19 protein-coding genes, 1 tRNA gene and 2 pseudogenes are annotated in these 25,649 nt (G+C 73.5%); 14 read left to right on the top strand and 8 right to left on the bottom strand.

Annotation, left to right across the window (positions count from 1 at the left end):
- The first annotated feature begins 1 nt into the window (after nucleotide 1).
- The 11 genes from VM636_RS03495 to VM636_RS03445 all read left to right on the top strand — a co-directional run bounded on the left by VM636_RS03495 (nucleotide 2) and on the right by VM636_RS03445 (nucleotide 14,123).
- The gene (locus VM636_RS03495; RefSeq protein ID WP_338483185.1) at nucleotides 2-1,000 is read left to right on the top strand and encodes a sugar phosphate isomerase/epimerase family protein; all 999 of its coding nucleotides are present in this window, start codon (nucleotides 2-4) and stop codon (nucleotides 998-1,000) included.
- An 85-nt stretch (nucleotides 1,001-1,085) separates the two neighbouring features.
- The gene (locus VM636_RS03490; protein ID WP_030418828.1) at nucleotides 1,086-3,596 is read left to right on the top strand and encodes a PQQ-dependent sugar dehydrogenase; all 2,511 of its coding nucleotides are present in this window, start codon (nucleotides 1,086-1,088) and stop codon (nucleotides 3,594-3,596) included.
- A 17-nt stretch (nucleotides 3,597-3,613) separates the two neighbouring features.
- Nucleotides 3,614-5,056, top strand: coding sequence for a ThuA domain-containing protein (locus VM636_RS03485; RefSeq protein WP_338483183.1), 1,443 nt, complete (start codon nucleotides 3,614-3,616; stop codon nucleotides 5,054-5,056).
- Nucleotides 5,057-5,163: 107 nt separating this feature from the next.
- Entirely contained in the window at nucleotides 5,164-6,609 is a 1,446-nt protein-coding gene (locus VM636_RS03480; RefSeq protein WP_338483181.1) for an inositol-3-phosphate synthase, read from the top strand.
- Nucleotides 6,606-7,550 (top strand): UbiA family prenyltransferase, encoded by a 945-nt coding sequence (locus VM636_RS03475; RefSeq protein ID WP_338483180.1) that lies wholly within the window; start codon nucleotides 6,606-6,608, stop codon nucleotides 7,548-7,550. The genes VM636_RS03480 and VM636_RS03475 overlap by 4 nt, the downstream gene beginning before the upstream one ends.
- The gene (locus VM636_RS03470; protein ID WP_338483179.1) at nucleotides 7,547-8,476 is read left to right on the top strand and encodes a sugar phosphate isomerase/epimerase family protein; all 930 of its coding nucleotides are present in this window, start codon (nucleotides 7,547-7,549) and stop codon (nucleotides 8,474-8,476) included. Before VM636_RS03475 ends, VM636_RS03470 begins: the two co-directional genes overlap by 4 nt.
- Complete coding sequence (locus VM636_RS03465) at nucleotides 8,473-9,306, top strand: EboA domain-containing protein (protein WP_338483178.1); 834 nt, start codon at nucleotides 8,473-8,475, stop codon at nucleotides 9,304-9,306. The genes VM636_RS03470 and VM636_RS03465 overlap by 4 nt, the downstream gene beginning before the upstream one ends.
- Nucleotides 9,306-10,157: a TatD family hydrolase gene (locus tag VM636_RS03460; RefSeq protein ID WP_030418834.1), complete on the top strand. Its 852-nt coding sequence runs from the start codon at nucleotides 9,306-9,308 to the stop codon at nucleotides 10,155-10,157. Before VM636_RS03465 ends, VM636_RS03460 begins: the two co-directional genes overlap by 1 nt.
- A gap of 2 nt (nucleotides 10,158-10,159) precedes the next feature.
- Nucleotides 10,160-11,329 (top strand): metabolite traffic protein EboE, encoded by a 1,170-nt coding sequence (eboE, locus tag VM636_RS03455; RefSeq protein ID WP_030418835.1) that lies wholly within the window; start codon nucleotides 10,160-10,162, stop codon nucleotides 11,327-11,329.
- Complete coding sequence (locus tag VM636_RS03450; protein ID WP_030418836.1) at nucleotides 11,326-12,714, top strand: nucleotide pyrophosphatase/phosphodiesterase family protein; 1,389 nt, start codon at nucleotides 11,326-11,328, stop codon at nucleotides 12,712-12,714. The genes eboE and VM636_RS03450 overlap by 4 nt, the downstream gene beginning before the upstream one ends.
- 239 nt (nucleotides 12,715-12,953) lie before the next feature.
- The gene (locus tag VM636_RS03445) at nucleotides 12,954-14,123 is read left to right on the top strand and encodes a sugar phosphate isomerase/epimerase family protein (protein ID WP_030418837.1); all 1,170 of its coding nucleotides are present in this window, start codon (nucleotides 12,954-12,956) and stop codon (nucleotides 14,121-14,123) included.
- A gap of 327 nt (nucleotides 14,124-14,450) precedes the next feature.
- Here the strand turns inward: VM636_RS03445 and VM636_RS03440 are convergent, their stop codons facing one another.
- Complete coding sequence (locus VM636_RS03440) at nucleotides 14,451-15,842, bottom strand: OFA family MFS transporter (protein WP_030418838.1); 1,392 nt, start codon at nucleotides 15,840-15,842, stop codon at nucleotides 14,451-14,453.
- 297 nt (nucleotides 15,843-16,139) lie between these two features.
- Here VM636_RS03440 and VM636_RS03435 point away from each other — a divergent pair.
- Both VM636_RS03435 and VM636_RS03430 read left to right on the top strand, forming a co-directional pair.
- Nucleotides 16,140-16,763, top strand: a pseudogene (locus VM636_RS03435) (ATP-grasp domain-containing protein); the annotation flags it as partial.
- A 237-nt stretch (nucleotides 16,764-17,000) separates the two neighbouring features.
- A tRNA-Leu gene (locus VM636_RS03430) sits at nucleotides 17,001-17,085 on the top strand.
- Between the two features lie 720 nt (nucleotides 17,086-17,805).
- On the opposite strand, the gene VM636_RS03425 is transcribed toward VM636_RS03430, so the two are convergent.
- From VM636_RS03425 to VM636_RS03405, 5 genes and pseudogenes are all read right to left on the bottom strand, one after another.
- Entirely contained in the window at nucleotides 17,806-18,861 is a 1,056-nt protein-coding gene (locus tag VM636_RS03425; RefSeq protein WP_338483175.1) for an iron-siderophore ABC transporter substrate-binding protein, read from the bottom strand.
- Nucleotides 18,862-19,052: 191 nt separating this feature from the next.
- The gene (locus tag VM636_RS03420) at nucleotides 19,053-19,934 is read right to left on the bottom strand and encodes an ABC transporter ATP-binding protein (RefSeq protein ID WP_051821209.1); all 882 of its coding nucleotides are present in this window, start codon (nucleotides 19,932-19,934) and stop codon (nucleotides 19,053-19,055) included.
- Nucleotides 19,931-21,085: an iron ABC transporter permease gene (locus VM636_RS03415; RefSeq protein WP_078855745.1), complete on the bottom strand. Its 1,155-nt coding sequence runs from the start codon at nucleotides 21,083-21,085 to the stop codon at nucleotides 19,931-19,933. The genes VM636_RS03420 and VM636_RS03415 overlap by 4 nt, the downstream gene beginning before the upstream one ends.
- Entirely contained in the window at nucleotides 21,082-22,083 is a 1,002-nt protein-coding gene (locus VM636_RS03410) for an iron ABC transporter permease (protein WP_053914205.1), read from the bottom strand. The genes VM636_RS03415 and VM636_RS03410 overlap by 4 nt, the downstream gene beginning before the upstream one ends.
- 307 nt (nucleotides 22,084-22,390) lie before the next feature.
- Nucleotides 22,391-22,671 (bottom strand): annotated as a pseudogene (locus VM636_RS03405) (transposase); the annotation flags it as partial.
- A 93-nt stretch (nucleotides 22,672-22,764) separates the two neighbouring features.
- Here VM636_RS03405 and VM636_RS03400 point away from each other — a divergent pair.
- Nucleotides 22,765-23,370, top strand: coding sequence for a class I SAM-dependent methyltransferase (locus VM636_RS03400; RefSeq protein ID WP_030418851.1), 606 nt, complete (start codon nucleotides 22,765-22,767; stop codon nucleotides 23,368-23,370).
- 19 nt (nucleotides 23,371-23,389) lie between these two features.
- Here VM636_RS03400 and VM636_RS03395 read toward each other — a convergent pair whose 3' ends face one another.
- Both VM636_RS03395 and VM636_RS03390 read right to left on the bottom strand, forming a co-directional pair.
- Complete coding sequence (locus VM636_RS03395; protein ID WP_078855746.1) at nucleotides 23,390-24,679, bottom strand: MFS transporter; 1,290 nt, start codon at nucleotides 24,677-24,679, stop codon at nucleotides 23,390-23,392.
- Between the two features lie 63 nt (nucleotides 24,680-24,742).
- Nucleotides 24,743-25,234, bottom strand: coding sequence for a hypothetical protein (locus VM636_RS03390; RefSeq protein ID WP_338483172.1), 492 nt, complete (start codon nucleotides 25,232-25,234; stop codon nucleotides 24,743-24,745).
- Between the last annotated feature and the right edge of the window lie 415 nt (nucleotides 25,235-25,649).

Raw genomic sequence — 25,649 nt, 5'->3', positions numbered from 1 at the left:
CATGCCGCGCACCTTCACGCTGTTCACCGGCCAGTGGGCCGACCTCCCGCTGGAGGAGGTCTGCCGCCTGGCCCGCGACTTCGGCTACGACGGCCTCGAACTCGCCTGCTGGGGCGACCACTTCGAGGTCGACAAAGCCCTCGCCGACCCCTCCTACGTGGAGTCCCGCCACCGACTGCTCGACTCCTACGGCCTGGTCTGCCGGGCCGTCTCCAACCATCTCGTCGGCCAGGCCGTCTGCGACGCCATCATCGACGAACGCCACCGCGCCATCCTGCCCGCCCGCGTCTGGGGCGACGGCGAGCCCGAGGGCGTGCGCCGGCGCGCCGCCGCCGAGATGCGGGACACCGCGCGGGCCGCCGCCCGCCTCGGCGTCGACACCGTCATCGGCTTCACCGGCTCCGCGATCTGGCACCTGGTCGCCATGTTCCCGCCCGTGCCCGAGACGATGATCGAGGGCGGCTACCAGGACTTCGCCGACCGCTGGAACCCGATCCTGGACGTCTTCGACGCCGAGGGCGTGCGCTTCGCCCACGAGGTCCACCCCGGAGAGATCGCCTACGACTACTGGACCACCCACCGCGCGCTGGAGGCCGTCGACCACCGGCCCGCCTTCGGCCTCAACTTCGACCCCTCCCACTTCGTCTGGCAGGACCTCGACCACGTCGGCTTCCTGTGGGACTTCCGCGACCGGATCTACCACGTCGACTGCAAGGAGGCCCGCAAACGCCTCGACGGGCGCAACGGCCGGCTCGGCTCCCACCTGCCCTGGGGCGACCCGCGGCGCGGCTGGGACTTCGTCTCCGCCGGCCACGGCGACGTCCCCTGGGAGGACGTGTTCCGGATGCTGCGCTCGATCGACTACCAGGGCCCCGTCTCCGTGGAGTGGGAGGACGCCGGCATGGACCGGCTCCAGGGCGCCCCCGAGGCCCTGGCCCGCCTCAAGGCGTACGACTTCGACCCGCCGGCCGCCGCCTTCGACGCGGCCTTCGGCAACTGATCCGACCGACCCACCCTCCGGGATGACGGCGCATCCCGGCGTTCGCCCCCCGCCCCGTACAACCGGCCCTCTTCTGGAGGCATTCGTGCACGGGAACGACCGCACCACCCCCACCGCCACCGAGTTCCGCAGACGGCGCCTGTCCTTCCGGCAGTCCGTCGCCCTGTTCAGCGGCGCCCTGCTCGCGGGCACCTCGCTCACCCTGGCCGCCCCGCAGGCGGGCGCCGCCGCCGACCCGGGCCAGGCCGCCGCGCCCGCCCCGGCCGCCGAGGACTTCCAGCAGATCACCCTCGCCAAGGGCGAGGCGGAGGTCGGCGAGCCCATGTCGCTCGCCGTGCTGCCGGACCGCTCCGTCCTGCACACCTCCCGCGACGGCACCCTCCGCGTCACCGACGCCTCCGGCACCACCACGGTCGCCGGGAAGCTCGACGTCTACACCCACGACGAGGAGGGCCTCCAAGGCGTCGGCGTCGACCCCGGCTTCGAGCAGAACCGGTTCATCTACCTCTACTACGCGCCCCCGCTGGACACCCCCGACGGCGACGCCCCCGAGAACGGCACCGCCGCCGACTTCGCCCCCTTCGACGGCGTCAACCGGCTCTCCCGGTTCGTGCTGAAGGAGGACGGCACCCTCGACAAGGCCAGCGAGAAGAAGGTCCTCGACGTCGAGGCATCCCGAGGCACCTGCTGCCACGTCGGCGGCGACATCGACTTCGACGCCGAGGGCAACCTGTACCTGTCGACCGGCGACGACACCAACCCGTTCCAGTCCGACGGCTACACCCCGATCGACGAACGCGCCGGGCGCAACCCGGCCTTCGACGCCCAGCGCACCTCCGGCAACACCAACGACCTGCGCGGCAAGATCCTGCGCATCAAGGTCCAGGAGGACGGCTCCTACACCGTCCCCGAGGGCAACCTCTTCCCGCCCGGCACCGACCGGACGCGGCCCGAGATCTACGCCATGGGCTTCCGCAACCCCTTCCGCTTCAGCGTCGACCAGCAGACCGGCATCCTCTACGTCGGTGACTACGGCCCCGACGCCGGCGCCGCCGACCCCGCCCGCGGCCCCGCCGGCCAGGTCGAGTTCGCCCGCGTCACCGGCCCCGGCAACTTCGGCTGGCCGTACTGCACCGGCGACAACGACGCCTACGTCGACTTCGACTTCGCCACCCGGAAGTCCGGCGCCGCCTTCGACTGCGACGCCCCGAAGAACGACTCCCCGAACAACACCGGCCTCACCGACCTGCCCCCGGCCCAGCCCGCCTGGATACCGTACGACGGGCCGTCCGTGCCCGAGTTCGGCGACGGCTCCGAGTCCCCGATGGGCGGCCCTGTCTACCACTACGACGCCACACTGGACTCCCCGGTCAAGTTCCCCGAGGCGTACGACGGCGACTTCTTCGCCGGCGAGTTCGGCCGCCGCTGGATCAAGCGGATCTCCTCCGACGCGGACGGCACCGTCCGCTCCATCGACGACATCCCCTGGAGCGGCACCCAGGTGATGGACATGGCCTTCGGCCCCGACGGCGCCCTGTACGTCCTGGACTACGGCACCGCCTGGTTCGGCGGCGACGAGTTCTCCGGGCTCTACCGCATCGAGAACGCCACCGGCGGCCGGTCCCCCTCGGCCCGCGCCACCGCCGACCGCACCTCCGGCCAGGCCCCGCTGAAGGTGGCCTTCTCCGCCGACGGCACCACGGACCCGGACGGCGACACCCTCACCTACCACTGGGACTTCGGCGACGGCACCACCTCCACCAGCGCCAACCCCAGCCACACCTACCGCGCCAACGGCACCTACACGGCGACCCTGACCGCCGAGGACCCCACCGGCCGCACCGGCAGCGCCGGCGTCCGTGTGGTGGTCGGCAACACGGCGCCCGTCGTCACCCTGGAACTGCCCCGGGACGGACAGCTCTTCAGCTTCGGTGACGCCGTGCCCTTCAAGGTGAAGGTCACCGACCGCGAGGACGGCAAGAAGATCGACTGCTCCCGCGTCAAGGTCACCTTCGTCCTCGGCCACGACACCCACGGCCACCCGCTCACCTCCGCCAACGGCTGCTCCGGCACCATCCAGACCAGCGCCGACGGCGGACACGACGAGAACGCCAACATCTTCGGCGTCTTCGACGCGGAGTACACCGACAACGGGGGCGGCGGCCAGGCCCCGCTGACCACCCACGACCAGAACGTCACCCAGCCCCGGCAGCGGCAGGCCGAACACTTCGGCGACTCCTCCGGCGTCTCGGTGATCGCCAAGGAGACCGCGCACGGCGCCAAGACCGTCGGCGACATCCACGACGGCGACTGGATCTCCTTCACCCCCTACGTCCTGGACAACGCCGAGAAGATCACGGCACGCGTCTCCTCCGGCGGCTCCGGCGGCACCCTCGAGGTCCGCGCCGGCTCGGTCGGGGGCAAGCTGCTCGGCAAGGCCACCGTGCCGGTGACCGGCGGCTGGGAGACCTTCCAGGACGTCAGCGCCAAGCTGTCCCACGCCCCGAAGGGCACCACCACCCTCTACCTGGTCTTCAGGGGCAGCGGCGGCGGAGCACTCTTCGACCTGGACGACTTCACCTTCACCACGCGCTGAGAGGCGGTGACGACCCGATGACACCCTTCGCACGACCCCACACCACGACCCAGGGACCACCCCACCGCACCGCGCGGCGCCGCGCCCCGTGGCCCGGCGGCGGGCGGACGGCGACCACCGCCCTCGGCGCGGCCCTGGCCCTCGGCTGCGTCTTCGGCCCCGCCGCCTCCCAGTCCGGCGCGCACCCGGCGGGCGGCTGGAAGGACGGCAAACGCGTCCTGGTCTTCTCCAAGACCGCCGGCTTCCGCCACGACTCCATCCCCGAGGGCATCGCCGCGATCCGCGAACTCGGCGCCACCGGCGGCTTCGCCGTCGACGCCACCGAGGACGCGGGCGCCTTCACCCCGGGCAACCTCAAGAAGTACGACGCCGTGGTCTTCCTCTCGACCACCGGCGACGTCCTCGGACCGGCCCAGCAACGCGCCTTCGAACGCTACATCCGCGACGGCGGCTCCTACGTCGGCGTGCACGCCGCCGCCGACACCGAGTACGACTGGGAGTTCTACGGGGGCCTGGCCGGCGCCTACTTCCGCTCCCACCCGGCCGTCCAGAGCGCCACCGTCGCCGTCGAGGACCGGGCACACCCGGCCACCTCGGGCCTGGAACGGGCCTGGAACCGCACCGACGAGTGGTACGACTACCGCACCAACCCGCGCGAGCGGGCCCGTGTCCTCGCCTCGCTCGACGAGTCGACGTACACCGGCGGCACGATGGGCGAGGACCACCCGATCGCCTGGTGCCAGGAGTACCGCGGCGGCCGTTCCTTCTACACCGGGGGCGGCCACACCAAGGAGTCCTTCGCCGAACCCGCCTTCCGGAGCCACCTGCTGGGCGGCATCCGCTGGGCGATCGGCGACGCCCAGGCCGACTGCCGCCCCGAGAACGGCTACCTCCCGCTCTACGACGGAACCTCCCTGGACGGCTGGCGCCAGGCCGGTCCGGGCTCCTTCGAGGCGGACGCCGACGGCACGCTCACCACCTCGGGCGGCATGGGCCTGCTCTGGTACGCCGCCCGGGAATTCGGGGCCTACTCCCTGAAGCTCGACTGGCGCATGTCGAGCGAGTCCGGCGACGACAACTCGGGCGTCTTCGTGGGCTTCCCGCCCTCCGACGACCCCTGGTCGGCCGTGGACCACGGCTACGAGATCCAGATCGACGCCACCGACACCCCCGACCGCACCACCGGCTCCGTCTACGGCTTCCAGTCGGCCGACCTGGCGGCGCGCGACCGCGCGCTGAACCCGCCGGGGGAGTGGAACACGTACGAGATCCGGGTCGAGGGCGAACGGCTCCGCATCTGGCTCAACGGCGTGCGGATCAACGATTTCACCAACACCGACCCGTCCCGGAGCCTGCGGGACGGACACATCGGCATCCAGAACCACGGTGCCGAGGACCGGGTGTCCTTCCGCGACATCCGCATCAAGGAACTGCCCGCGGCGACCGCCACGGGCGACTGAACGGCGGCGGGCGGAGGACGCCGGACCTCCGCCCGCCGTCTCCCTCCCCCCACGGGGAGCGCACCGCTGGGACTACGTGTACGACGCGCTCGACAAGGAGGCTGCCCATGTCCGCGTCCCGTTCTGGTTCCCGTACCGCTTCTCACCCCGCCGCCCGCACCGGTGTCTGGCTGATCGGAGCCCGCGGCTCCGTCGCCACCACGGTGGTGGCCGGCTGCGCCGCCGTGACCGCCGGGCTCCACCCGGCCACCGGCATGGTGACCGAGACCCCCGCCTTCGCCGACGCCGCCCTGCCCGCCCTGACCGACCTCGTCTTCGGCGGCCACGACACCGTGGACTGCCCCCTGCCCAAACGCGCCGAGGCGCTCGCCGCGGGCGGTGTGCTGCCGCCCGGCCTGCCCGCCGCCGTCCACGCCGAACTGGCCGCCGCCGACCGCGAGATCCGCCCCGGCGGCCCCCTGCCCGGCGACCACCGCGACGACGCCGCCCTCATCGCCGCCTTCGCCGCCGACCTGCGCGACTTCGTCGACCGCAACGGTCTCGACCGGGCGGTCGTGGTCAACGTGGCCTCCACCGAACCGGCCGCGGCCGACGGCGCCCTGCCACCCAGCACCCTCTACGCGCTGGCCGCCCTCGACGCCGGCTGCCCCTACGTCAACTTCACCCCGTCGGCCGGGCTCCACCACCCCGCGGCGGCCCGGCGGGCGGAGCGCGGCGGCCTGCCGTACGCGGGCCGCGACGGCAAGACCGGCCAGACGCTGCTGCGGGCCGCGCTGGGCCCGATGTTCGCCCAGCGGGCGCTGGCCGTCCGCGCCTGGTCCGGCACCAATCTGCTCGGCGGCGGCGACGGCGCCGCCCTGGCCGACCCCGAGGCCGCCGCGGCGAAGAACGCCGGCAAGGAACGCGTCCTCACCGACACCCTCGGCACCCCGGTCGAGGGCACCGTGCACATCGACGACGTGCCCGCGCTCGGCGACTGGAAGACGGCCTGGGACCACATCGCCTTCGACGGCTTCCTCGGCGCCCGCATGATCCTGCAGACCACCTGGCAGGGCTGCGACTCCGCGCTCGCCGCGCCGCTCGTCCTCGACCTGGCCCGCCTGAGCGCCCGCGCCCACCAGGCGGGCCGCTCCGGCCCGCTCTCCGCCCTCGGCTTCTACTTCAAGGACCCGGTGGGGGAGGGTCCCCCGGGGCTCTCCGAGCAGTACGCGGACCTGCTCCGCTTCGCCCGGACCCTGGTCCCGGCGGAGCCGGCCGGCCCGGCCCGGGGTGAGACCGCCGACCACGGTGGTGGCGGGGGCGAGGGCTCCCCCCGGGACGGCGCGGGCGGTGGCGCCCGGGGCTCCGGTGACTCCGGGCGGGGTGCCGCCCGGAGCTCCCGGGACGGTGGGGCGGACGGCGCCCGGGGCTCCGCCGGCGGCGGCGCGGGCGGTGGTGCGGGCGCCGGTGCGCGGGGCTCCGCCCGGGACGGCGCCCGGGGCTCCGGGGACGGCGCGGGCGGTGGTGCCGCTGCGGGCCGGGACCGGGACGGCAGGCCGGGGGAGGGCCGGTGAGCCCCCGCGGGCCGGCGCGGCTCGCCGCCTGGGCCGAACTCCTGCGCCTGCCGGCACTGTTCACCGTCCCCGGCGACGTCCTCGCCGGGACCGCGGCCGGCGGCGCCCCGGCCGGCCCCCGCACCCTGCTCGCCATCGGCTCCTCCGTCTGCCTCTACGAGGCCGGCATGGCCCTCAACGACTGGGCCGACCAGGACGAGGACGCCGCCGAACGCCCGCACCGCCCCCTTCCCTCCGGCCGGATCCGCCCGGCCGCCGCCCTCACCGCGGCCTGCGCGCTGACGGCCGCCGGGCTCGCCCTCGCGGCCCGCGCCGGACGGCCCGCCCTCACCGTCGCCGCCCCGCTCGCGGCGACCGTCTGGGCGTACGACCTCGGGCTGAAGCGGACCCCCGCGGGCGCCCCGGCCATGGCTCTCGCCCGCGGCCTGGACCTGCTCCTCGGCGCCGCCGCGACCGGCGGCCGGGTCCGTACGGCGCTACCGTCCGCGGCCCTGCTGGGCAGCCACACCCTCGCGGTGACCGCCGTATCCCGGGAGGAGACCCGGGGCGGCTCCTCCCGCGCCCCGCTGGCCGCCCTCGCCACCACCGGCCTCCTCACCGCCCTGCTGACCCGACACCGCCCCACCCGACTCCCGGCAGGCCGAGGGGTAGCAGCCACCCCCGGCCTGCCGGGCCCCGGCCGGCCCCGGCCCTCGGGCGCCGAGGCACTCACCGCCGCCCTCGGCGCCGGCTACGCCCTCACCGCCGGACGCCCCTACCTCCACGCCGCCCTCAACCCCTCACCCCCGCTCACCCAACGCGCCGTCGGCGGCGGCATCCGCGCCACCATTCCCCTCCAGGCCCTGCTCGCCGCCCGCGCCGGCGGACCCGCCCGCGCCCTGCTCGTCGCCGCCCTCGCCCCGCTCGGCCGCGCCACCGCGAAGAAGGTGAGCATCACATGAGCCCCGGCCCCATCACCCCGCCGCGCACCCCGCTCCGCTTCGGCTACGGCACCAACGGCCTCACCGACCTCCGTCTCGACGACGCCCTCGCTCTCCTCGCCGACCTCGGTTACGACGGCGTCGGCCTCACCCTCGACCACATGCACCTCGACCCGCTCGCCGCCGACCTGCCCGCCCGTACCCGCCGGATCGCCCGCAGGCTCGACGCGCTCGGGCTCGGCGTCACGGTGGAGACCGGCGCCCGCTACGTCCTCGACCCGCGCCGCAAACACGGCCCCTCCCTCCTCGCCCCGGACCCCGACGACCGGGCCCGCCGCACCGGCCTCCTGCTGCGCGCCGTCGAGATCGCCGCCGACCTCGGCGCGCACGCCGTGCACTGCTTCAGCGGCATCACCCCGCCCGGCACCGGCACCGACACGGCCTGGAAGCGGCTGGCCGACTCCCTCGCCCCCGTCCTCGACGCCGCCGCCCACGCCGGCGTCCCCCTGGCCATCGAACCCGAACCTGGTCACCTCCTCGCCACCCTCGCCGACTTCCACCTGCTGCGCGGCACCCTCGGCGACCCCGCGCCGCTCGGCCTCACCCTCGACATCGGCCACTGCCAGTGCCTCGAACCGCTCCCTCCCGCCGACTGCGTACGCGCCGCCGGCCCCTGGCTGCGGCACGTCCAGATCGAGGACATGCGGCGCGGCGTCCACGAACACCTCCCCTTCGGGGACGGCGAGATCGACTTCCCGCCCGTCCTGGCAGCCCTCGCCGCCACCGGCTACCAGGGCCTGACCGTCGTCGAGCTGCCCCGCCACTCCCACGCCGGGCCCCACCACGCCGCCACCTCCCTCCCCTTCCTGCGCGCGGCGGCGGCCGGCCGCCGCCCGGACCACCCGGGCGATCCCTCCGCCACCCCCCGAAGGGAGCCACAGCCATGACCCACCGCGACGCCACCCCCACCACCCCGGGCGCGGACGCCACCCCGCGCCCGGACGCCACCCCAGGTCCGGAGGCCGTCCCGCTCCCGGACGCCACCCCCGCGGCGGCCACTTCCGCGGGCGGTGCGGCCCCCGTGGACGGCACAGCCCCCGCCCCGCGGGACCCGCCGGGCACCACCCCCGCCCACGTCCCGCCGGACGCCCTGCGCACCGCCCTCTCGGGCCGACTCGCCCCCGCCGCCCGCGACTGGCTCGACCACGCCCTGGACGAGGCCGCCGACCACCCCGGCACCCACGGCCCCATCGCCGCGTGGGAACTGCGCCTCGCCGAGGCCGGCCGCCGCTGCGGACCCGACCACGCCGACGCCGCCCGCGTCCTCATCCTGCACGCGGCCCGCGCCGACACCGACGCCCTCACCCGTGCCTACCGGCAGGGCACCGCCGACGAACGCCGCGCCGTCCTGCACGCCCTGCCCCACCTCATACCCGGCCCCGGCGCCCTCCCACTGATCGAGGACGCCCTGCGCACCAACGACACCCGCCTCGTCGCCGCCGCCGTCGGCCCCTACGCCGCCCGGCACCTCGACGCCCACTCCTGGCGCCACGCCCTCCTCAAGTGCCTCTTCACCGGCGTCCCCGTGGACCACGCCGCCGGCCTCGCCGCACGGGCCCACGCCGACACCGAACTCGCCCGCATGCTCACCGACTACGCCGCCGAACGCACCGCCGCCGGCCGCACCGTCCCCGAAGACCTACACCGCGTCCTGGCCCTGACCGAGTCCGGGACCGCCGCGCCCGGCCCGGCCACCCCCCACGCCGAGGAGTCCTGATGCGCATCTTCGACCCCCACATCCACATGACCTCCCGCACGACGAACGACTACGAGGCCCTGTACGCGGCCGGCGTCCGCGCCGTCGTCGAACCCTCCTTCTGGCTCGGCCAGCCCCGCACCTCGCCCGCCTCCTTCCGCGACTACTTCGACGCCCTCCTCGGCTGGGAACCCTTCCGCGCCGCCCAGTACGGCATCGCCCACCACTGCACCATCGCCCTCAACCCCAAGGAGGCCAACGACCCCCGCTGCACCCCCGTCCTCGACGAACTCCCGCGCTACCTCGTCAAGGACCGGGTCGTGGCCGTCGGCGAGATCGGCTACGACTCCATGACCCCCGCCGAGGACACCGCCCTCGCCGCCCAGCTCCAGCTCGCCGCCGACCACGGGCTGCCCGCCCTCGTGCACACCCCGCACCGCGACAAGCTCGCCGGGCTCCGCCGCACCCTCGACGTGGTCCGCGAGTCCGCCCTGCCCACCGACCGCGTCCTCGTCGACCACCTCAACGAGACCACCGTCAAGGAGGCCAAGGACAGCGGCGCCTGGCTCGGCTTCTCCGTCTACCCCGACACCAAGATGGACGAGGTCCGCATGGTCGCGCTGCTCCGCGCCCACGGACCGGAACGGGTCCTCGTCAACTCCGCCGCCGACTGGGGCCGCAGCGACCCCCTCACCACCCGCAAGGTCGGCGACCTCATGCTGGCCGAGGGCTTCACCGACGACGACGTCGACCGCGTGCTGTGGCGCAACCCCGTCGACTTCTACGGGCTCAGCGGACGCCTCACCCTCGACCCGGCCGGCACGGGCGAGGCCACCCACGAGGGCAACTCCATCCTGCGCGGCGGGGAGTGAGCATGCGCTTCCGGCACCCCGACGGCACCACCGTCCACCTCGCCTACTGCACCAACGTCCACCCCGCCGAAACCCTCGACGGCGTCCTCGCCCAGCTCCGCGACCACTGCGAGCCCGTCCGCCGCCGCCTCGGCCGCGACCGGCTCGGCATCGGCCTGTGGCTCGCCCACGACGCCGCCCACGCCCTGGTCACCGACCCCTCCGCGCTGCGCCGGCTGCGCACCGAACTCGACCGGCGCGGACTGGAGGTCGTCACCCTCAACGGCTTCCCCTACCAGGGCTTCGGCGCCGAAGAGGTCAAGTACCGCGTCTACCGGCCCGACTGGGCCGACCCCGAACGCCTCGACCACACCACCTCCCTGGCCCGCGTCCTCGCCGGCCTCCTGCCCGACGACGTCACCGACGGCACCATCTCCACCCTCCCGCTCGCCTGGCGCACCGCCTACGACGACACCCGCGCCGAGAAGTCCCGCACCGCCCTCCTCACCCTCGCCGAACGCCTCGACGCCCTCGCCGAACTCACCGGCCGCTCCATCCGCGTCGGCCTCGAACCCGAACCCGGATGCGTCGTCGAGACCACCGGCGACGCCATCGCCCCCCTCACCGCCATCGGGCACGACCGCATCGGCATCTGCGTCGACACCTGCCACCTCGCCACCTCCTTCGAGGACCCGCACACCGCCGTGGACGCCCTCACCGCGGCCGGCATCCCCCTCGTCAAGTCCCAGCTCTCCGCCGCCCTGCACGCAGAACACCCCCATCTCCCCGAGGTCCGCGAGGCGCTCGCCGCCTTCGCCGAACCCCGCTTCCTGCACCAGACCCGCACCGTCACGGCCGCCGGCCGGCAGGGCACCGACGACCTCGCCGAGGCCGTCAAGGGCGGCGCCCTGCCCGACACCGCGCCCTGGCGCTCCCACTTCCACGTCCCCCTCCACGCGCCCCCCGCCGCACCGCTCACCTCCACCCTCCCCGTCCTGCGGACCGCCCTGGCCCGCCTCGTCGGCGGCCCCCACCCGCTCACCCGCCACCTGGAGGTCGAGACCTACACCTGGCAGGCCCTCCCACCCGAACTGCGGCCCCGCGCCCGCGCCCAGCTCACCGAGGGGATCGCCGCCGAACTCACCCTCGCCCGCGACCTGCTGACCGACCTCGGCCTCAAGGAACTGCCATGACCCGGCCCGACCGACCCACCCCCCTCCTGGTCCTGGACGTCGTCGGCCTCACCCCCCGCCTCCTCGACCACATGCCCCACCTCAAGGCCCTCTCCCGGTCCGGCTCCCACGCCCCCCTCGGCACCGTCCTGCCCGCCGTCACCTGCGCCGCCCAGACCACCTTCCTCACCGGCCTCCCCCCGTCCGGGCACGGCATCGTCGGCAACGGCTGGTACTTCCGCGAACTCGGCGACGTGCTCCTCTGGCGCCAGCACAACGGCCTCGTCTCCGGCGACCGGCTCTGGGACGCCGCCCGCCGCGCCCACCCCGGCTACACCGTCGCCAACATCTGCTGGTGGTACGCGATGGGCGCCGACACCGACATCACCGTCACCCCCCGTCCGGTCTACTACGCCGACGGCCGCAAGGAACCCGACTGCTACACCCGCCCCCCGGACCTCCACGACGAACTCACCGCCAAGCTCGGCACCTTCCCCCTCTTCCACTTCTGGGGACCCGGCGCGGACCTCGTCTCCAGCCAGTGGATCATCGACGCCACCCGCCACATCCAGCGCACCCGCCGACCCGACCTGACCCTCTGTTACCTCCCCCACCTCGACTACGACCTCCAGCGGTACGGCCCCGACGACCCCCGCTCCCTTCGCGCCGCCGCCGACCTCGACGCGGCCATGGCCCCGCTCCTGGACGACGCCCGCGCCGAGGGCCGTACCGTCGTCGTCCTCTCCGAGTACGGCATCACCCCCGTCAGCCGGCCCGTGGACATCAACCGCGCCCTGCGCCGCGCCGGCCTCCTCGAGGTGCACACGCAGGACGGCATGGAGTACCTCGACCCGATGGCCTCCCGCGCCTTCGCCGTCGCCGACCACCAGATCGCCCACGTCTACGTGCGCCGCCCCGAGGACCTCGACGCCGTCCGCGCCGCCCTCGACGGGCTCCCCGGCATCGAACGGCTCCTCGACGACGCGGGCAAGAAGGCCCACCGACTCGACCACCCCCGCGCCGGCGAACTCGTCGCCGTCGCCGAACCCGACGCCTGGTTCACGTACTACTACTGGCTCGATGACGCCCGCGCCCCCGACTTCGCGCAACTCGTCGAGATCCACCGCAAACCCGGCTACGACCCGGTCGAACTCTTCATGGACCCCCACGACCCCTACGTGAAGGTCAAGGCGGCCACGGCACTCGCCCGCAAGAAGCTCGGTATGCGCTACCGCATGGCGGTCGTGCCCCTGGACGCCTCACCCATCCGGGGAAGCCACGGCCGCCTCCCCGCGAGCGACGACGACGGTCCTCTCCTCATCTGCTCCACCCCCCGCTCCCTCGGCGACCGCGTCGCGGCCACCGACGTCAAACAACTCCTGCTCGGGCTCGCCGGACTCGGCTGACACCACGGCCCGCACCGCCGCGCCGTACCGCCACGACGGACTCACGATCCGTGAACTCCGCCGGAATCCCGCTACAGAGAGTGAAACACGCGGCACTGACAACGGCCCGCTCCCCAGCGCCCCCGAGGCATCGGGACGGGCCACGACACGGAAGGCAGGCACTCGTGACCCCGTACCCCGACCCGTCCCGCACCGACGCCACCCCGGACGGACCCGCCCCCGACGGCGCCGCCGCAGGAGTGGACGACGGCCTGCGCCGCGCCCTCGGCATCGACCGCAGACGTCTCCTCGGCACCTGCACCGCCGTCGCGGCCGGCGCCATCGCCGCCCCCGTCTTCGGCGCCGGCCCCGCCCTGGCCCACGGTGGCGGAGACCAGGGCCAGGACCACGACGACCAGGGCCACGGCCACGGCCGCGGCGACGCCAAGGACGTCCTCGTCCCCGCCGCCAGGCGCGGCATCATCCTCTACACCGTCCGCGACGCCACCGGCCGCGACCCCCTCACCACCGACCTGCCCTCCGGCTTCCGCGAGGTCTTCCGCCAGCTCGCCCGCTTCGGCTACCGCCAGGTCGAGTTCGCCGGCTACGGACAGCACCCCAACGCCCCCGGCGGGGCCGGCCTGGAGTCCGTCGAGGGCGCCAAGCTGCTGCGCCGCTGGCTCGACGAGTACGGACTGCGCGCCCAGGGCAACCACGGCTTCATCCCGCCCTCCTGGCCGCTGACCACCGCCGACCTGGACACCTTCAAGAAACACCTGGAGATGGCCAACATCCTCGGCATGGGCCACATGGGCACCGGAGGCGACCCCACCGGCAGCTCGTACCGCGCCGACTGGGACGTGGCCGCCGACAAGTGGAACACCCTCGGCCGGATCGCCCGGCGGGAGGGCATCAAGCTCTACACCCACAACCACGACGGCGCCTACGGCTTCCTGCTCGACGGCGGCCCCAAGGACGACCAGGGCCGGCCCACCCGCAGCTCCGGCATCCGCAAGCTGGAGTACTTCCTCGACATCACGGACCCGAAGTACGTCTGGCTGGAGATGGACGTCTTCTGGGCGCACGTCGCCCAGTACAAGTTCCACACCTACACGGCGCACGACGGCTCCACCCGGCGGAACGTCTTCGACCCCGCCGGCCTCGTCGTCCGCCACAACAAGCGCTACCCCCTCTTCCACGCCAAGGACGGCGTCGTCTCCACGACCAACGGCATGGGGTACGAGATGGTGCCCTTCGGCACCGGCGTCATCGACTACACCGGCTTCTTCTCCCGGGTGGGGGAGCGCGACTACCACCACCCGATGGTCGAGGACGACAACGCCCCGAGCGCCACCGACCCGGGCCAGTCGCTGCGCTACGCGAAGATCAGCTACGACAACATGGCGGCCCTGCGCAGGCGCCGCCGCTAGACCGCGTCCGCGAGACGGCCCGGCCCGCCGCTCCTCGGAAGGCCGGGCCGCACGCCGTGCCGTTCGTGCCGTGTCCCCCGTGCCGTGTCCCCCGTGCCGTGTCCCCCGTGCCGCCCCCCCCGTGCGGTGGTTCTGGCACCGTGGGCCGCAGAGCGTGGGCCGGGACGCGGACCGGAAGCGGCGGCCGGATCGGCCTTCCGCACAGGAGGGCGGCACACGCCGGCCGCACACGACGGCGGCCCTCCCCGCGCGCGTGGAACACGCCCTCGGGAAGGGCCGCCGTCGTGTCGCGGGGCCGTCCGGCGTGCGGCCGGCCCCGGCGTCACCTCACGCGCCCTCCTCCCCGAGGGCACGGGTGCCGGACGTGCCCGCCGGTGTCGCCTTCGACCTGCCCGGGGCCTTCAGGAACACCGCCAGCACCGCCGAGGCCAGCCCGATCGAACCGGCCAGGACGAACGCCCCCTCGTAGTCCCAGACGGAGACGACCACCGCGCCCATCCCGGAGCCGACCAGCCCGGAGATCAGCTTCGAGCTGTAGACCATGCCGTAGTTGGTGGCGTTGTGGTTCTCGCCGAAGTAGTCGGCCGTCATCGCCGCGAACAGCGGGAAGATCGCCCCGCCGCCGAAGCCGGAGATCATGGAGCAGACCAGGAAGAACGGCATGACGCCCATCTGCCCGGAGATCAGCACGCCGTACTGGGCGCTGCCCAGCACCACGCAGACGATGATCAGCGTGTTGCGACGGCCGTAGCGGTCGGAGATCCAGCCGATGACGCCACGCCCGGTGCCGTTGACGATGGCCTTGAGGGACATCGCCGTCGCCACGATGCCGCCCGCGAAGCCCATGTCCTTGCCGAACGGCACCTGGAAGGCGATGCCGAAGATGTTGATCCCGGCCGTGCAGAGCAGACAGAACCACATCATCCACAGGACGGGGGTGCGCGCGGCCTCCCTCGGGGTGTACTGCTTCACGGCGGGCGGGTTCTTCTCCAGTGCCCGGCGGATCTTGGGGTTGTCGGTCTGCCGCAGCGGGTCGATGTGCGAGGGCCACCAGTTCTTCGGCGGGTCGCGGAAGAACCAGCCGGCCACCGCCACCACCAGACAGAGGAAGACGCCGACCGAGGCGAGCACCACCCGGTAGTTGCCGAGGTCCATGTAGGAGGCGAAGAGGAACACGAACGGGACCGAGCCGTAGGCGAAACCGCCGTTGACGAAGCCCGTCTTGCCGCCCTTGCGCTCCGGATACCACTTGCCGACCATGTTCACGCAGGTCGCGTAGACAAGACCGGCGCCGATGCCGCTGCCCATGCCGAAGCCCAGGTAGGCGACGGTCACGTGCGGCGCGTAGGCCAGGGACAGGTAGCCCAGGAGGGTTCCGACCGCGCCGAGCAGCATCGCCGTGCGGGCCGGGAGCTTGCCGCTCTCCCGCAACTGCCCGGCCGGGAAGGCCACGGCCGCCTGGAAGAACACCCAGACGCCCATCAGCCAGAAGATGTGCCCGCTGCTCCACAGATGAGCCTTGTGGAGTGTGTCCTCCGCCGACGTGAACGCGTACTCGGCGGAACTGATGCCCATCATGCCGACCCAGGGCAGGATGACCATCCACTTGCGAGGTCGTCCCATGAGGTCGATGTCGGACTCGCCGATCCGGTACACCCGGCCGTTGTGGTCCCTCACCTCCTGGAAGGGGACCGAGGTCGTGAGATCCGTGGTTGTCATGTAGGTCAACACCCCTTGCGTTCGAAAGATCTGGCCAGCGCCCCCTGTCCATGTCCTTTCGTGCGCGCACGGGTCTCGGGGCGGGCTGACGCGCACCGTCGGCCGGCCCCGCTCTCGCTCATCTCATGAACCGCCCCCCATCGGGCTCGTACATTGCATACAGTCGACGCATACTGTATGAAGCTCGTTTATCCCGCATCCGGTGGGTGGTGTCCAGGGGTTGTGCGCCACTTTCGTGCGCGAAGCGCCCGGTGGGGTGGCCCCGAGACGGCGCGGCGCACCGGCAAGGAGCCAGAGATGGACCTGTACGAACACCAGGCGAGGGAGCTCTTCGCGCGGTACGGCATCGTCGTGCCCAGAGCCGAGGTCACCGACACGCCGCGACGCGCACGCGAGATCGCCCGGAGCCTCGGCGGGCGTGTCGTCGTCAAGGCGCAGGTCCGTACGGGGGGCCGGGCCAGAGCCGGCGGCATACGCCTCGCCGCCGACCCGCCCGCCGCCGAACGCGCGGCCCGCCGCATCCTCGGCATGGAGATCAACGGCCACCCCGTGCACTCCGTGATGCTGGCCGAAGCCGTCGACATCGACCGGGAGTTCAGCGTCTCCTACGTCCTGGACCGCGCGGCCGGCCACGTCCTCGCCGCAGCCTCCGCCGAGGGCGGCACGGAGATCGGGGAACTGGCGGCCGAGCGTCCCGAGGCCGTCACCCACGTCCCCGTCGACCCCGCCGAGGGCGTGACCGCCGCCGCGGCCTGCCGGATAGCGCGGGCCGCCGGACTGCCCCCGCGCACCGTCGACGTCCTCATACGGCTCTGGCGCGTCCTCGTGCGCGAGAACGCCCTCCACGTCGAGATCAGCCCCCTCGCCCGGACGGCCCGGGGCGCGTTCACGGCCCTCGACGGCAAGATCACCCTCGACGACACGGTGCTCCCCGGCCGCCCCGCCCCGGCCCCGCCCGGTGACCCCCTGAAGACACTTGCCGCCCGGGGCCACGCCCGGATCCGGCCGGCACGCGAAGGAAGCTGACCGGGGCGCGTGCGGAGAGACCGGGGACGGGCGCCGGAGCGAAGGAAACGCAGGTGAAAGGCACTGCGAAACCTTGGTACAGTTGTCTTCGTCACCGCGGGGAACGCCCCGGGAAACGGCGACAGACACCTGGTCCGGGTGGCGGAATGGCAGACGCGCTAGCTTGAGGTGCTAGTGCCCTTTATCGGGCGTGGGGGTTCAAGTCCCCCCTCGGACACTCACCACAGCGGTACCACGACGAGGACCCGGCCGACGGCCGCGGTCCTCGTTTCCGTCATGCGGCTTCACGAGGACGGTCCGGACAGGACGGCCACCCGCCCGCCGGTACGCACCACCGCGCCGGCCGGTATCGGCACCGTGACGATCCCCGCCGCCCACGTCGGCCCCTCGGACAACGGCACCCACCACGCGGTACGGCGGCATCGCACGCGTCGGCGAGTCCGCGGTCGCGCAGCCGACCCAGGAGGCGCGCACGGGTAGGACCACTGTCGGACCGATACCCGGGACGGGCCCCGGCGGCGCCCCTCTGGGGCGCCACACCACGAGTCGAGCCGGACCGGCCGGGTCCGCGTGCCGGTAGCGGGCCGGCTTCCGGTGTGAGGGCGCGATGCAGACGTCGTCTCGTGTGGCGAGGCGGCGGGAGCGGATCAGGGCGCGGGCGATGCCGGTGACGGCGAGGAAGTGGCCTGCCGTGCGCTCGTAGAGGCGGTGAAGCCGGCGGCATCCGGCCGGCCAGGGCATCGACCGCTCGACGAGCCGGCGGTGTCGTCCGAGGTGGGCCGAGGACTCGAGGCCGCGGCGGGCCAGGCGGGGGATGATGCCCCGGCCGCGCGGCCATTGCCGCGGGCGTCGGCCGTCCCAGCCCTGAAGCGGACGAGCACGTGGCCGGGCCGGGCGCCCGCGGGCGTCCTCCTCGATCCCGTCCTCCCGGCCGGGCCTACTTGGTGAGGTGCTCCTCCAGGTCGGCGAGCACTTCCTCGGCGGCCGTCACACCGAGGCCGAGGTACCAGGTCTCGTCCGGGACGTCGTAGGCGTGCCCCGCCTTGACGGCGCCGAGGCTCTTCCAGAGCGGGTTGTTCTGCGCCGTGGACTTGTCGGTGGCCTTCGGGTCGCCGTAAACGCCGGTGAAGATGTAGTCGGCGTCGGCCTGGTCGATGTTCTCGGCGCTGACCTCGGCGGCGAGGTCGTTGATGTCCTGGTTCTTCGGCCGGGGGATGCCGGCGTCCTTGAGGATCGTGCCGATGAACGAGGCGTTGGCGTACAGGCGGATGACGCCGTCGGGCAGGTAACGGACCATCGAGACGGTCGGCTTGTCGGCGCCGAGCTTCTTGCCGAGGGCGCCGGCCCTCTCCTCGTAGGCCGTGAGTTTCTGCTTCGCCTGCGCGGTCTTGTCGAGGGCGGCGGCGTTGAGCTGGTAGTTCTCCTTCCAGGTGAAGCCGGGGCGGAGGGAGAAGACGGTCGGCGCGATCTGGGACAGCTCGTCGTACTTGTCGGCGGCGCGGAGCTGGCTGCCGAGGATGAGGTCGGGCTTGAGCGCGGCGATCGCCTCCAGGTTGAGGCTGTTGATCGTGCCGACGTTCTTCGGGGTGCCCGCGTCCTTCCTCAGGTACGACGGGAGTGCGGGGGAGCCCTCGGTGGGCGCGAGGCCGACCGGCTTGATGCCCAGGGACACGACGTTGTCGAGTTCACCGACGTCGAGGACCACCACGCGCTTGGGCTGGGCCTTCAGCTCGGTCGTGCCCATGGCGTGGGTGATGGTGCGCGGCCACTCGCCCGGTGCCGCGTCGGTGCCCATCGCGGCCGTCTTCTTCGCCGCGTCGCCGAAGTCCTCCCCGCCCTGGGCGACGGACTTCTTGCCGCTCGCCCCGCCCTCGGCCGAGGACTTGGCGTCCGTGCCCTCGCCGTCGGCGGCGGATCCGCCGCAGGCTGTCAGGGCGAGTGCGGCGGCGAGAGTGAGGGCTGCGGCAGCGGTGCCGCGGCGTCGGACAGACATGGGGAGGGCTCCTGTCGTGAAGAGGGAGTAGGGGAAACGCGGGGAACGCCGAGGGCGAGAGCCCAGGGGACCCACAGAAGTCTTAGGTGAGCCTTACCTTATGAGAAGCCTGTGTGCTCGATACATTCAGGGTGTGTGCTTCCGCTCACATGCCGCCGGGTCGGCTCATTGTCGAGGGGCCGGTTCACGGGTCACCGGGCGGCATCCCGCGCTGCCGGGACGGTCGCTTCTCCCTCCTCGCCCGCGCTCGTGCCGTCCGCCGGCCGCGGAGGGCCGGGTACCACCATGGGCCCGCCCGTGACCGGGTCCGGCACGATGACCGACGCCAGCCCGAACACCTCCTGGACCAGTTCGGCGGTGACGATGTCGCCGGGCGCCCCCTGCGCGACGATCCTCCCCGCCCGCATGGCGATCAGATGGTCGGCATAGCGCGCCGCCTGGTTCAGGTCGTGCAGCACCGCCACCACCGTCCGGCCGCGTTCCCGGTTGAGCCGGCGCACCAGGTCCAGGACCTCCACCTGATGGGCGATGTCCAGATACGTCGTCGGCTCGTCGAGCAGCAGCAGATCGGTGTCCTGGGCGAGCGCCATGGCGATCCACACCCGCTGGCGCTGCCCGCCCGACAGCTCGTCGACCGGACGCTCGGCGAGACCGGAGGTCCCGGTGCGCTCCATCGCCTCCGAGACGGACGTCTCGTCCGTCTCGGACCACTGCTGCCACCACTTCTGGTGCGGCTGGCGCCCGCGCGCGACCAGATCCCCGACCGTGATCCCCTCCGGCGGCACCGGGGTCTGCGGCAGCAGTCCGATCACCTGGGCGATCCTCTTGGTGGGCAGGCGGGCCAGTTCGGTTCCGTCCAGCAGGACGGCCCCGCGCCGCGGCTTCAGCAGCCGGCCCAGGGCGCGCAGCAAAGTGGACTTGCCGCAGGCGTTGGGGCCCACGATGACGGTGACCTCACCGTCCGGGACGTCCAGGTCCAGCTCCTCGACGACCGTACGGTCCTCGTAGGCGAGGGTGAGCCCCCGCGCGGCGAGGCGGGAGGGCCCCGGGGCAGGGGAATGGTTGCCAGTCACGCGGTTCCTCCGGAACGGCTGCTACGGGTGCGGACGATCAGCCACATCAGATAGGGGGCGCCCACCAGGGCTGTGAACACGCCGACCGGAAGCTCCAGCGGCGAGAGGAGCCTGCGGGCCAGCAGATCCCCGACGACCACGATCAGTGCGCCCATCAGCGCGGAGCACACCAGCGGAATGTGCGAAGCGCGGGTGAGCCGGCGGGCGATCTGCGGGGCGAGCAGGGCCACGAAGTCGACGGGGCCCGCCGCCCCGGTCGCGACGGACGCCAGCACGACACCGAGGACGCTGAGCCCGACCCGGACGCGGCCGAGCCGGATACCGAGGGCGGTGGCCGTGTCGTCGTCGAACGCCGAGCCGCGCTGCGCGCGGGCCGCCCACAGCAGGAACGGCACCAGCAGCACCAGGACCGTCGCGAGCGGTGCCGCCTGGTCGTAACCGCGACCGTTGAGTGATCCGGTGAGCCAGGTCTTGGCCTGCTGGGCGACCAGATAGTCGCCCTTGGTCACCAGCAGCCGGGTCAGCGAACCGAGTGCCACCGAGATGCCGATGCCGATCAGGACGAAGCGGGAGGCGGCCACCCCACCCCGCCAGGCGAACAGGTAGACGAGCAGCGCGGCGAGCAGACCGCCCGCCACGGACACGTAGGGCAGAACGGCGTGCGAGGCGAGCCCGAACGTCATCGCGGCGACCGTCGCCGCACCCGCGCCGTGCGTAACGCCGATGACGTCCGGGCTGGCGAGCGGGTTGCGAGCCATGGTCTGGATCAGCGCGCCGGACAGGCCGAAGGCGATGCCCACCAGCAGCCCGGTCACCAGGCGCGGCAGCCGCAGCGTGCCGACCACCAGTTGGTCGGGGCTGGGCAATCCCAGCAGGACGCGGACCACCTCGCCCGGCGCGACGAACGACTCACCGACGCACAGCGACGCCACCACGGCACCCGCGAGCAGCACGGTGAGGACGACACCCACCACCAGGGCCCTGCGGTGCACCAGGAAACTGCCCCGCCCGGCCCGCAGCACGACGTGCCCGGCGGGCCGGGCACGCGGACGCCCGCCCCCGGCGTCGCCGGCGGCATCGTGTCCGCCGCGTCCGGCATGTTGTGCCTGCTCCCGGTGCGTCGCGCGCTCCCCGTGACCGATCCGCGTCATGCCGCCACCGTCTTCCGGCGGACCAGCACGACCAGGAACGGCACACCGGCCAGCGCGGTCATCACGGCCACGGGCACCTCAGCGGGCCGCACCACGACCCGTCCGAGCACGTCCGCCAGCAGCAGCATCACCGGCCCGAGCAGCGCGGCCACGGGCAACAGCCAGCGGTGGCCCGGTCCGACGAGGGCGCGGGCCATGTGCGGCACGGCGAGACCGATGAAGGCGATGGGACCGGCCGCGGCGACCGCGGCGCCGGTCAGGATGGTCGCGCCCAGGGCGCCGGTCGCCCGCAGCAGTGCGACGTTGCGACCGAGGCCCCGGGCCATGTCGTCACCGAGCGCGAGCGCGTCGAGGCCGCGCGCCATGGCCAGCACCAGCAGCAGGCCGGCGAGGAGGAACGGCCAGACCTGCCCGGCGATCGTGGCGTCCCTGCCGCTGAGGGAACCAACGTCCCAGAACCGGAACTCGTCCAGGGCGCGAGCGTTGGTGGTGAGGATGGCCGAGATCAGCGAGGCGAGGAACGCGTTCATCGCGGCACCCGCCAGCGCCAGCTTGACCGGCGACGCCCCACCCCGCCCACTGCTGGCGACGGCGTAGATCAGGACCGCCGCGACACCCGCGCCCACGAACGCGTACCAGACATACCCGGTCAGGCTGTGCACCCCGAGAAAGGCGATGGCGCAGACGACGCCCATCGATGCCCCCTGGCTGATGCCCAGGATGCCGGGCTCCGCGATGGGGTTGCGGGTGATCCCCTGCAGAACCAATCCGGCAACGGCGAGCGCGGCCCCGACCATCACCCCGATGACCGTCCGCGGCACCCGCATCGACCGTACGACCTGCGCGTCGGCGCTGGTCCCGCCGTGCAGCAGGGCGTCCCAGACCACCGAGGGGGCCACCGCGCGACTGCCCACCGCGAGACTGAGCAGCACCGCCAGCAACAACAGGAGAAGGATGGCGACCAGCCACCCGAAGCGGCGTCTTGCGGCTCCTGACATAAACCCTTCCCCGTATCACTTAGCTAAGGCTCGCCTAAGCGTACGGGGTGTCTCAAACTCTCCCCCGCCCGCCTCCGGAAAACGGCACAGCCCACACCCGCACCGAACACACCCGGGCTCCTGCCGGGAGGCGGCCCCGGACCTGTGCCCGCGGCTCGGCCCTGACTCCGATGCCGGCCCAGAGTTCCCGTCGTGTCGAACGAGGCCGGTCACGGAACCGGGGCGTCACGGACCGGTCCTCGTAGGGCGGGGAGCGCCTCGCCCGGTGACTGCGTCGCCGGGGGTAAGACGTCGTCTCATGCGGCGAGGCGACCGAGTCGACCGCGCACCGGGACCAGTCCCGCTCACCACACCCGAACTCGTCCAGCACCAGGCGGTGCGGCCTGGCCCAGACCCGGGCGTGGGTCCACTCGGTGAACCGGCGGTGGACGGTCGGCCCGGAGTGCCCGAACGACGGCGGCAGCGGCGTCCAGGTGCACCCGGACGTGGCCACGAACACGATCGCGGCCGGCACCTCCCGGCCGCGTAGCGGCGTCGGCCGCCGCCCTCTGGCCGTGTCGGGGCGGGCGGCACCACCCGCTGGAACATCTCCCACAACCCGCCCGGCACCAAGCGCTCTACGATCCCCACGGCCGCGGAATCGGGAACTCCCCCAAGGAGACGACGTCTTATAGTGGCGCCATGAGTCGATGGAGGCAGCTCACCGGAGAGACGTCCGGGCAGGACTACGCGGAACGGTTCGCGGAGCTGGCCCGCAGCGGCAAGGACACGCACGGCGAGGCACGGTTCTGCGCCGCTCTCCTGCCCGACGGTGCCCGGGTGCTCGACGCCGGGTGTGGTACGGGGCGGGTCATGATCCGGCTCGCCCAGCTCGGTCACGACTGCGTCGGCGTGGACCTCGACGCCTCCATGCTCGCCGTCGCCCGCGAGCAGGCCCCGGAACTTCCCTGGCACCAGGCCGACCTCGCCGGTTTCGACCCGGACCGGCTCGGAATCACGGCCGACTTCGACCTCGTCGTCGCCGCGGGCAACGTGCTCCCGCTGCTCGCCCCCGGTACCGAGGCCGAGGTAGTTCGCCGACTCGCCTCCGTGCTGCGCCCCGGTGGCCTGTTCGTCGCCGGCTTCGGCCTCGACGAGGCCCACCTGCCCGTCCCGCCCGGCCTCACCCTGGCCCAGTACGACGACCACTGCGCCGCGGCCGGCCTCACCCTCGTCGACCGGTTCGCCACCTGGGACGCCGACCCCTACGACAACGGCGGCTACGCGGTCACCGTCCACCGCCGCTGAGAGGGCCGCCCCCGTCCCGTCAGCCCACCGCCTCGCCACCCGCGGGCCGGGCGTCCGCGGAGCCCGGCGACAGGGGCACGGGGCCATCGTGCGGGACGCGGGTGCGGAGCCCGCGAACCTGTGGGGCGGCCAGAGCCCCCAGCGTGGCGACGACGATCACGCCGGAACAGACGACGAGGGCCGGGCCCGTGCCCCAGACCGCGGCGGCCGGGCCCGCCACCAGCAGGCCCAGCGGCGCGAAGGCGAGGGAACCGAACCAGTCGTACGAGATCACCCGGGACAGCACCTCCTCCGGCACCTCCCGCTGGATGGTGGTCGACCACAGGACGGAGAAGACGTCCGTCGAGAGCCCCGAGGCGAACATCGCCGCCGCGATCAGCCACACCGGGGCCCCCGCCCCCATCAGGGCCATCGGCACGGCCATCGGCAGCGTCGCCAGCACCGCGACCAGGACCGGCCGCCCCACCCGCACCCGGGCCGCCAGGCCCGCGCCCACCACGGCCCCGAGTGCCTGCGCGGCGACGATCACCGACCAGACACGCGCCCCGCCCCGTCCGTCCTGGGTGGCCAGCGGGCCCAGCACCCCCGCGAAGGCGTTCAGCGCGGCCACCACGAGGGTGTACTGGCCGACGACGACCCACAGCCACTGGCGTGAGGAGAACTCCCGCCAGCCCTCCCGCAGGTCCGTCCACCCCGACGACGCCCTCGGCGGACGCTCGCCGATGCGCAGCAGCCACGTCAGGACCGCGCTGACCGCGAAGGAGAACGCGTTCAGGGCGAGCGCCCAGCCGGCGCCCATCGAGGCGACCGCCACACCGGACAGGGCGAGCCCCAGCAGCAGGGAGATGTTGGTGCCCACCCGGAGCAGACCGTTGGCCTCCTGGAGCCGCGCGGCCGGCACGACCAGGGGCACGGCACCGTCCATCGCGGGGGAGAACAGTGCTGTGGCGGTGCCGGCGGCCACGGTGAGCGCGCAGAGGAGGAACAGTGGCGCGTGCCCGGCGAGCACCAGCGCCGCCAGCCCGCCGTACGCGGCGGCGCCGAGGACGTCCGCCATCGCCATGAGCCGGGACCGCGACATGCGGTCGGCGAGGACGCCGCCCCAGAAGATGAACAGCAACTGGGGCACGGTCTGGCAGGCCAGCACCAGCGACAGCCGCCCCGGACTCGCGCCCGGCAGGGACAGGACGGCGAAGGCGAGCGCCACCCGGGCGAAACCGTTCCCCATCACCGAAACGACCCGGGCCGAGGCCAGGAGGACGAACTGAGGGTTGCGCCAGAGCGAGGGCCGGGCCAGGGAATCGGGCATGGCCCGGGACTATACGGCGGCCCACTCACCCGGGGACCGCATCCGGCCAAGGCGCTCCACCGGTCAGTTCGCCGCGGTGCCCCGCGCCGTACTCCGCCGTCCCGGTTCCGGCCGCTCCCCGGCGTACCGCGCCCCCACCGCGAGCAGCGCGGACGCCACGGCGGAGGCCGCGGCCAGATGGTTGAGCCATGCGTAACTCGGCGAACTCGGGTACGTCGTCCCGTCGTCGAGCACGCAGTCGAAGGCCGGGGGCAGGTAGGACATGCGGTGGCCGACGAGGCGGGCCACGAGGTCGGGCGCGGCGTCGCGGCGGGCGGGCGCGGGGGAGGAGTCCGTCCCCGACCGGGACTCGTGGTCGGACATCTCGGCGTTACCGAGCGCCAGCACCAGGAGCCCCGCCGAGGCCGCCGCCAGCATTCCGGCCCCCCAACGCGGCAGCCGCACACGCCAGTCGGGCCGCCGCCCCGGCAGTGCGACGGACACCAGCCTGCACACGACGGCGACGACCCACACGGGAACGGCGAACAGCGCGGGAAGCGCCAGCAGAGCGAACATGTGTCGGTTCCCCGTTCTGCGCCGAGCCCCACGGGACATCGGAGCCGTCGAGTGTGCAGAGTACCCGTGGGGCCGTGGGGCCTCATCTGCTCGCCCTCGCCTACCAGGCCGCTCCGCGTCTCGCCGCGGTTCCGATTCGCGGCTGGGCGCCGTGGGCCCACCGGCTGCCCGGTTGAGTACCCGGTGCTGCGGCTGGGTGACATCGATCCCGGCCATGGCGTCACGCGGGCGCGGCGTGACTGCCTCGCGGATGAGGCGGGCCCAACAGCCGATGGGCCGCCGGCGAGCACGTCGTCCGAACTCCGCCTCGACCACTGCACGGCACGGCAGGACGCACCGGAAGGCCGGCAGGTGCCGCCGACGCATCCCGGCTCGCCTGTGGTGCGCATCGCTTCCCTGATGACCGAAGAGACGG

Source organism: Streptomyces sp. SCSIO 75703 (assembly GCF_036607905.1).
Classification (GTDB): domain Bacteria; phylum Actinomycetota; class Actinomycetes; order Streptomycetales; family Streptomycetaceae; genus Streptomyces.
This window is presented reverse-complemented; position numbering and strand designations above follow the sequence as displayed.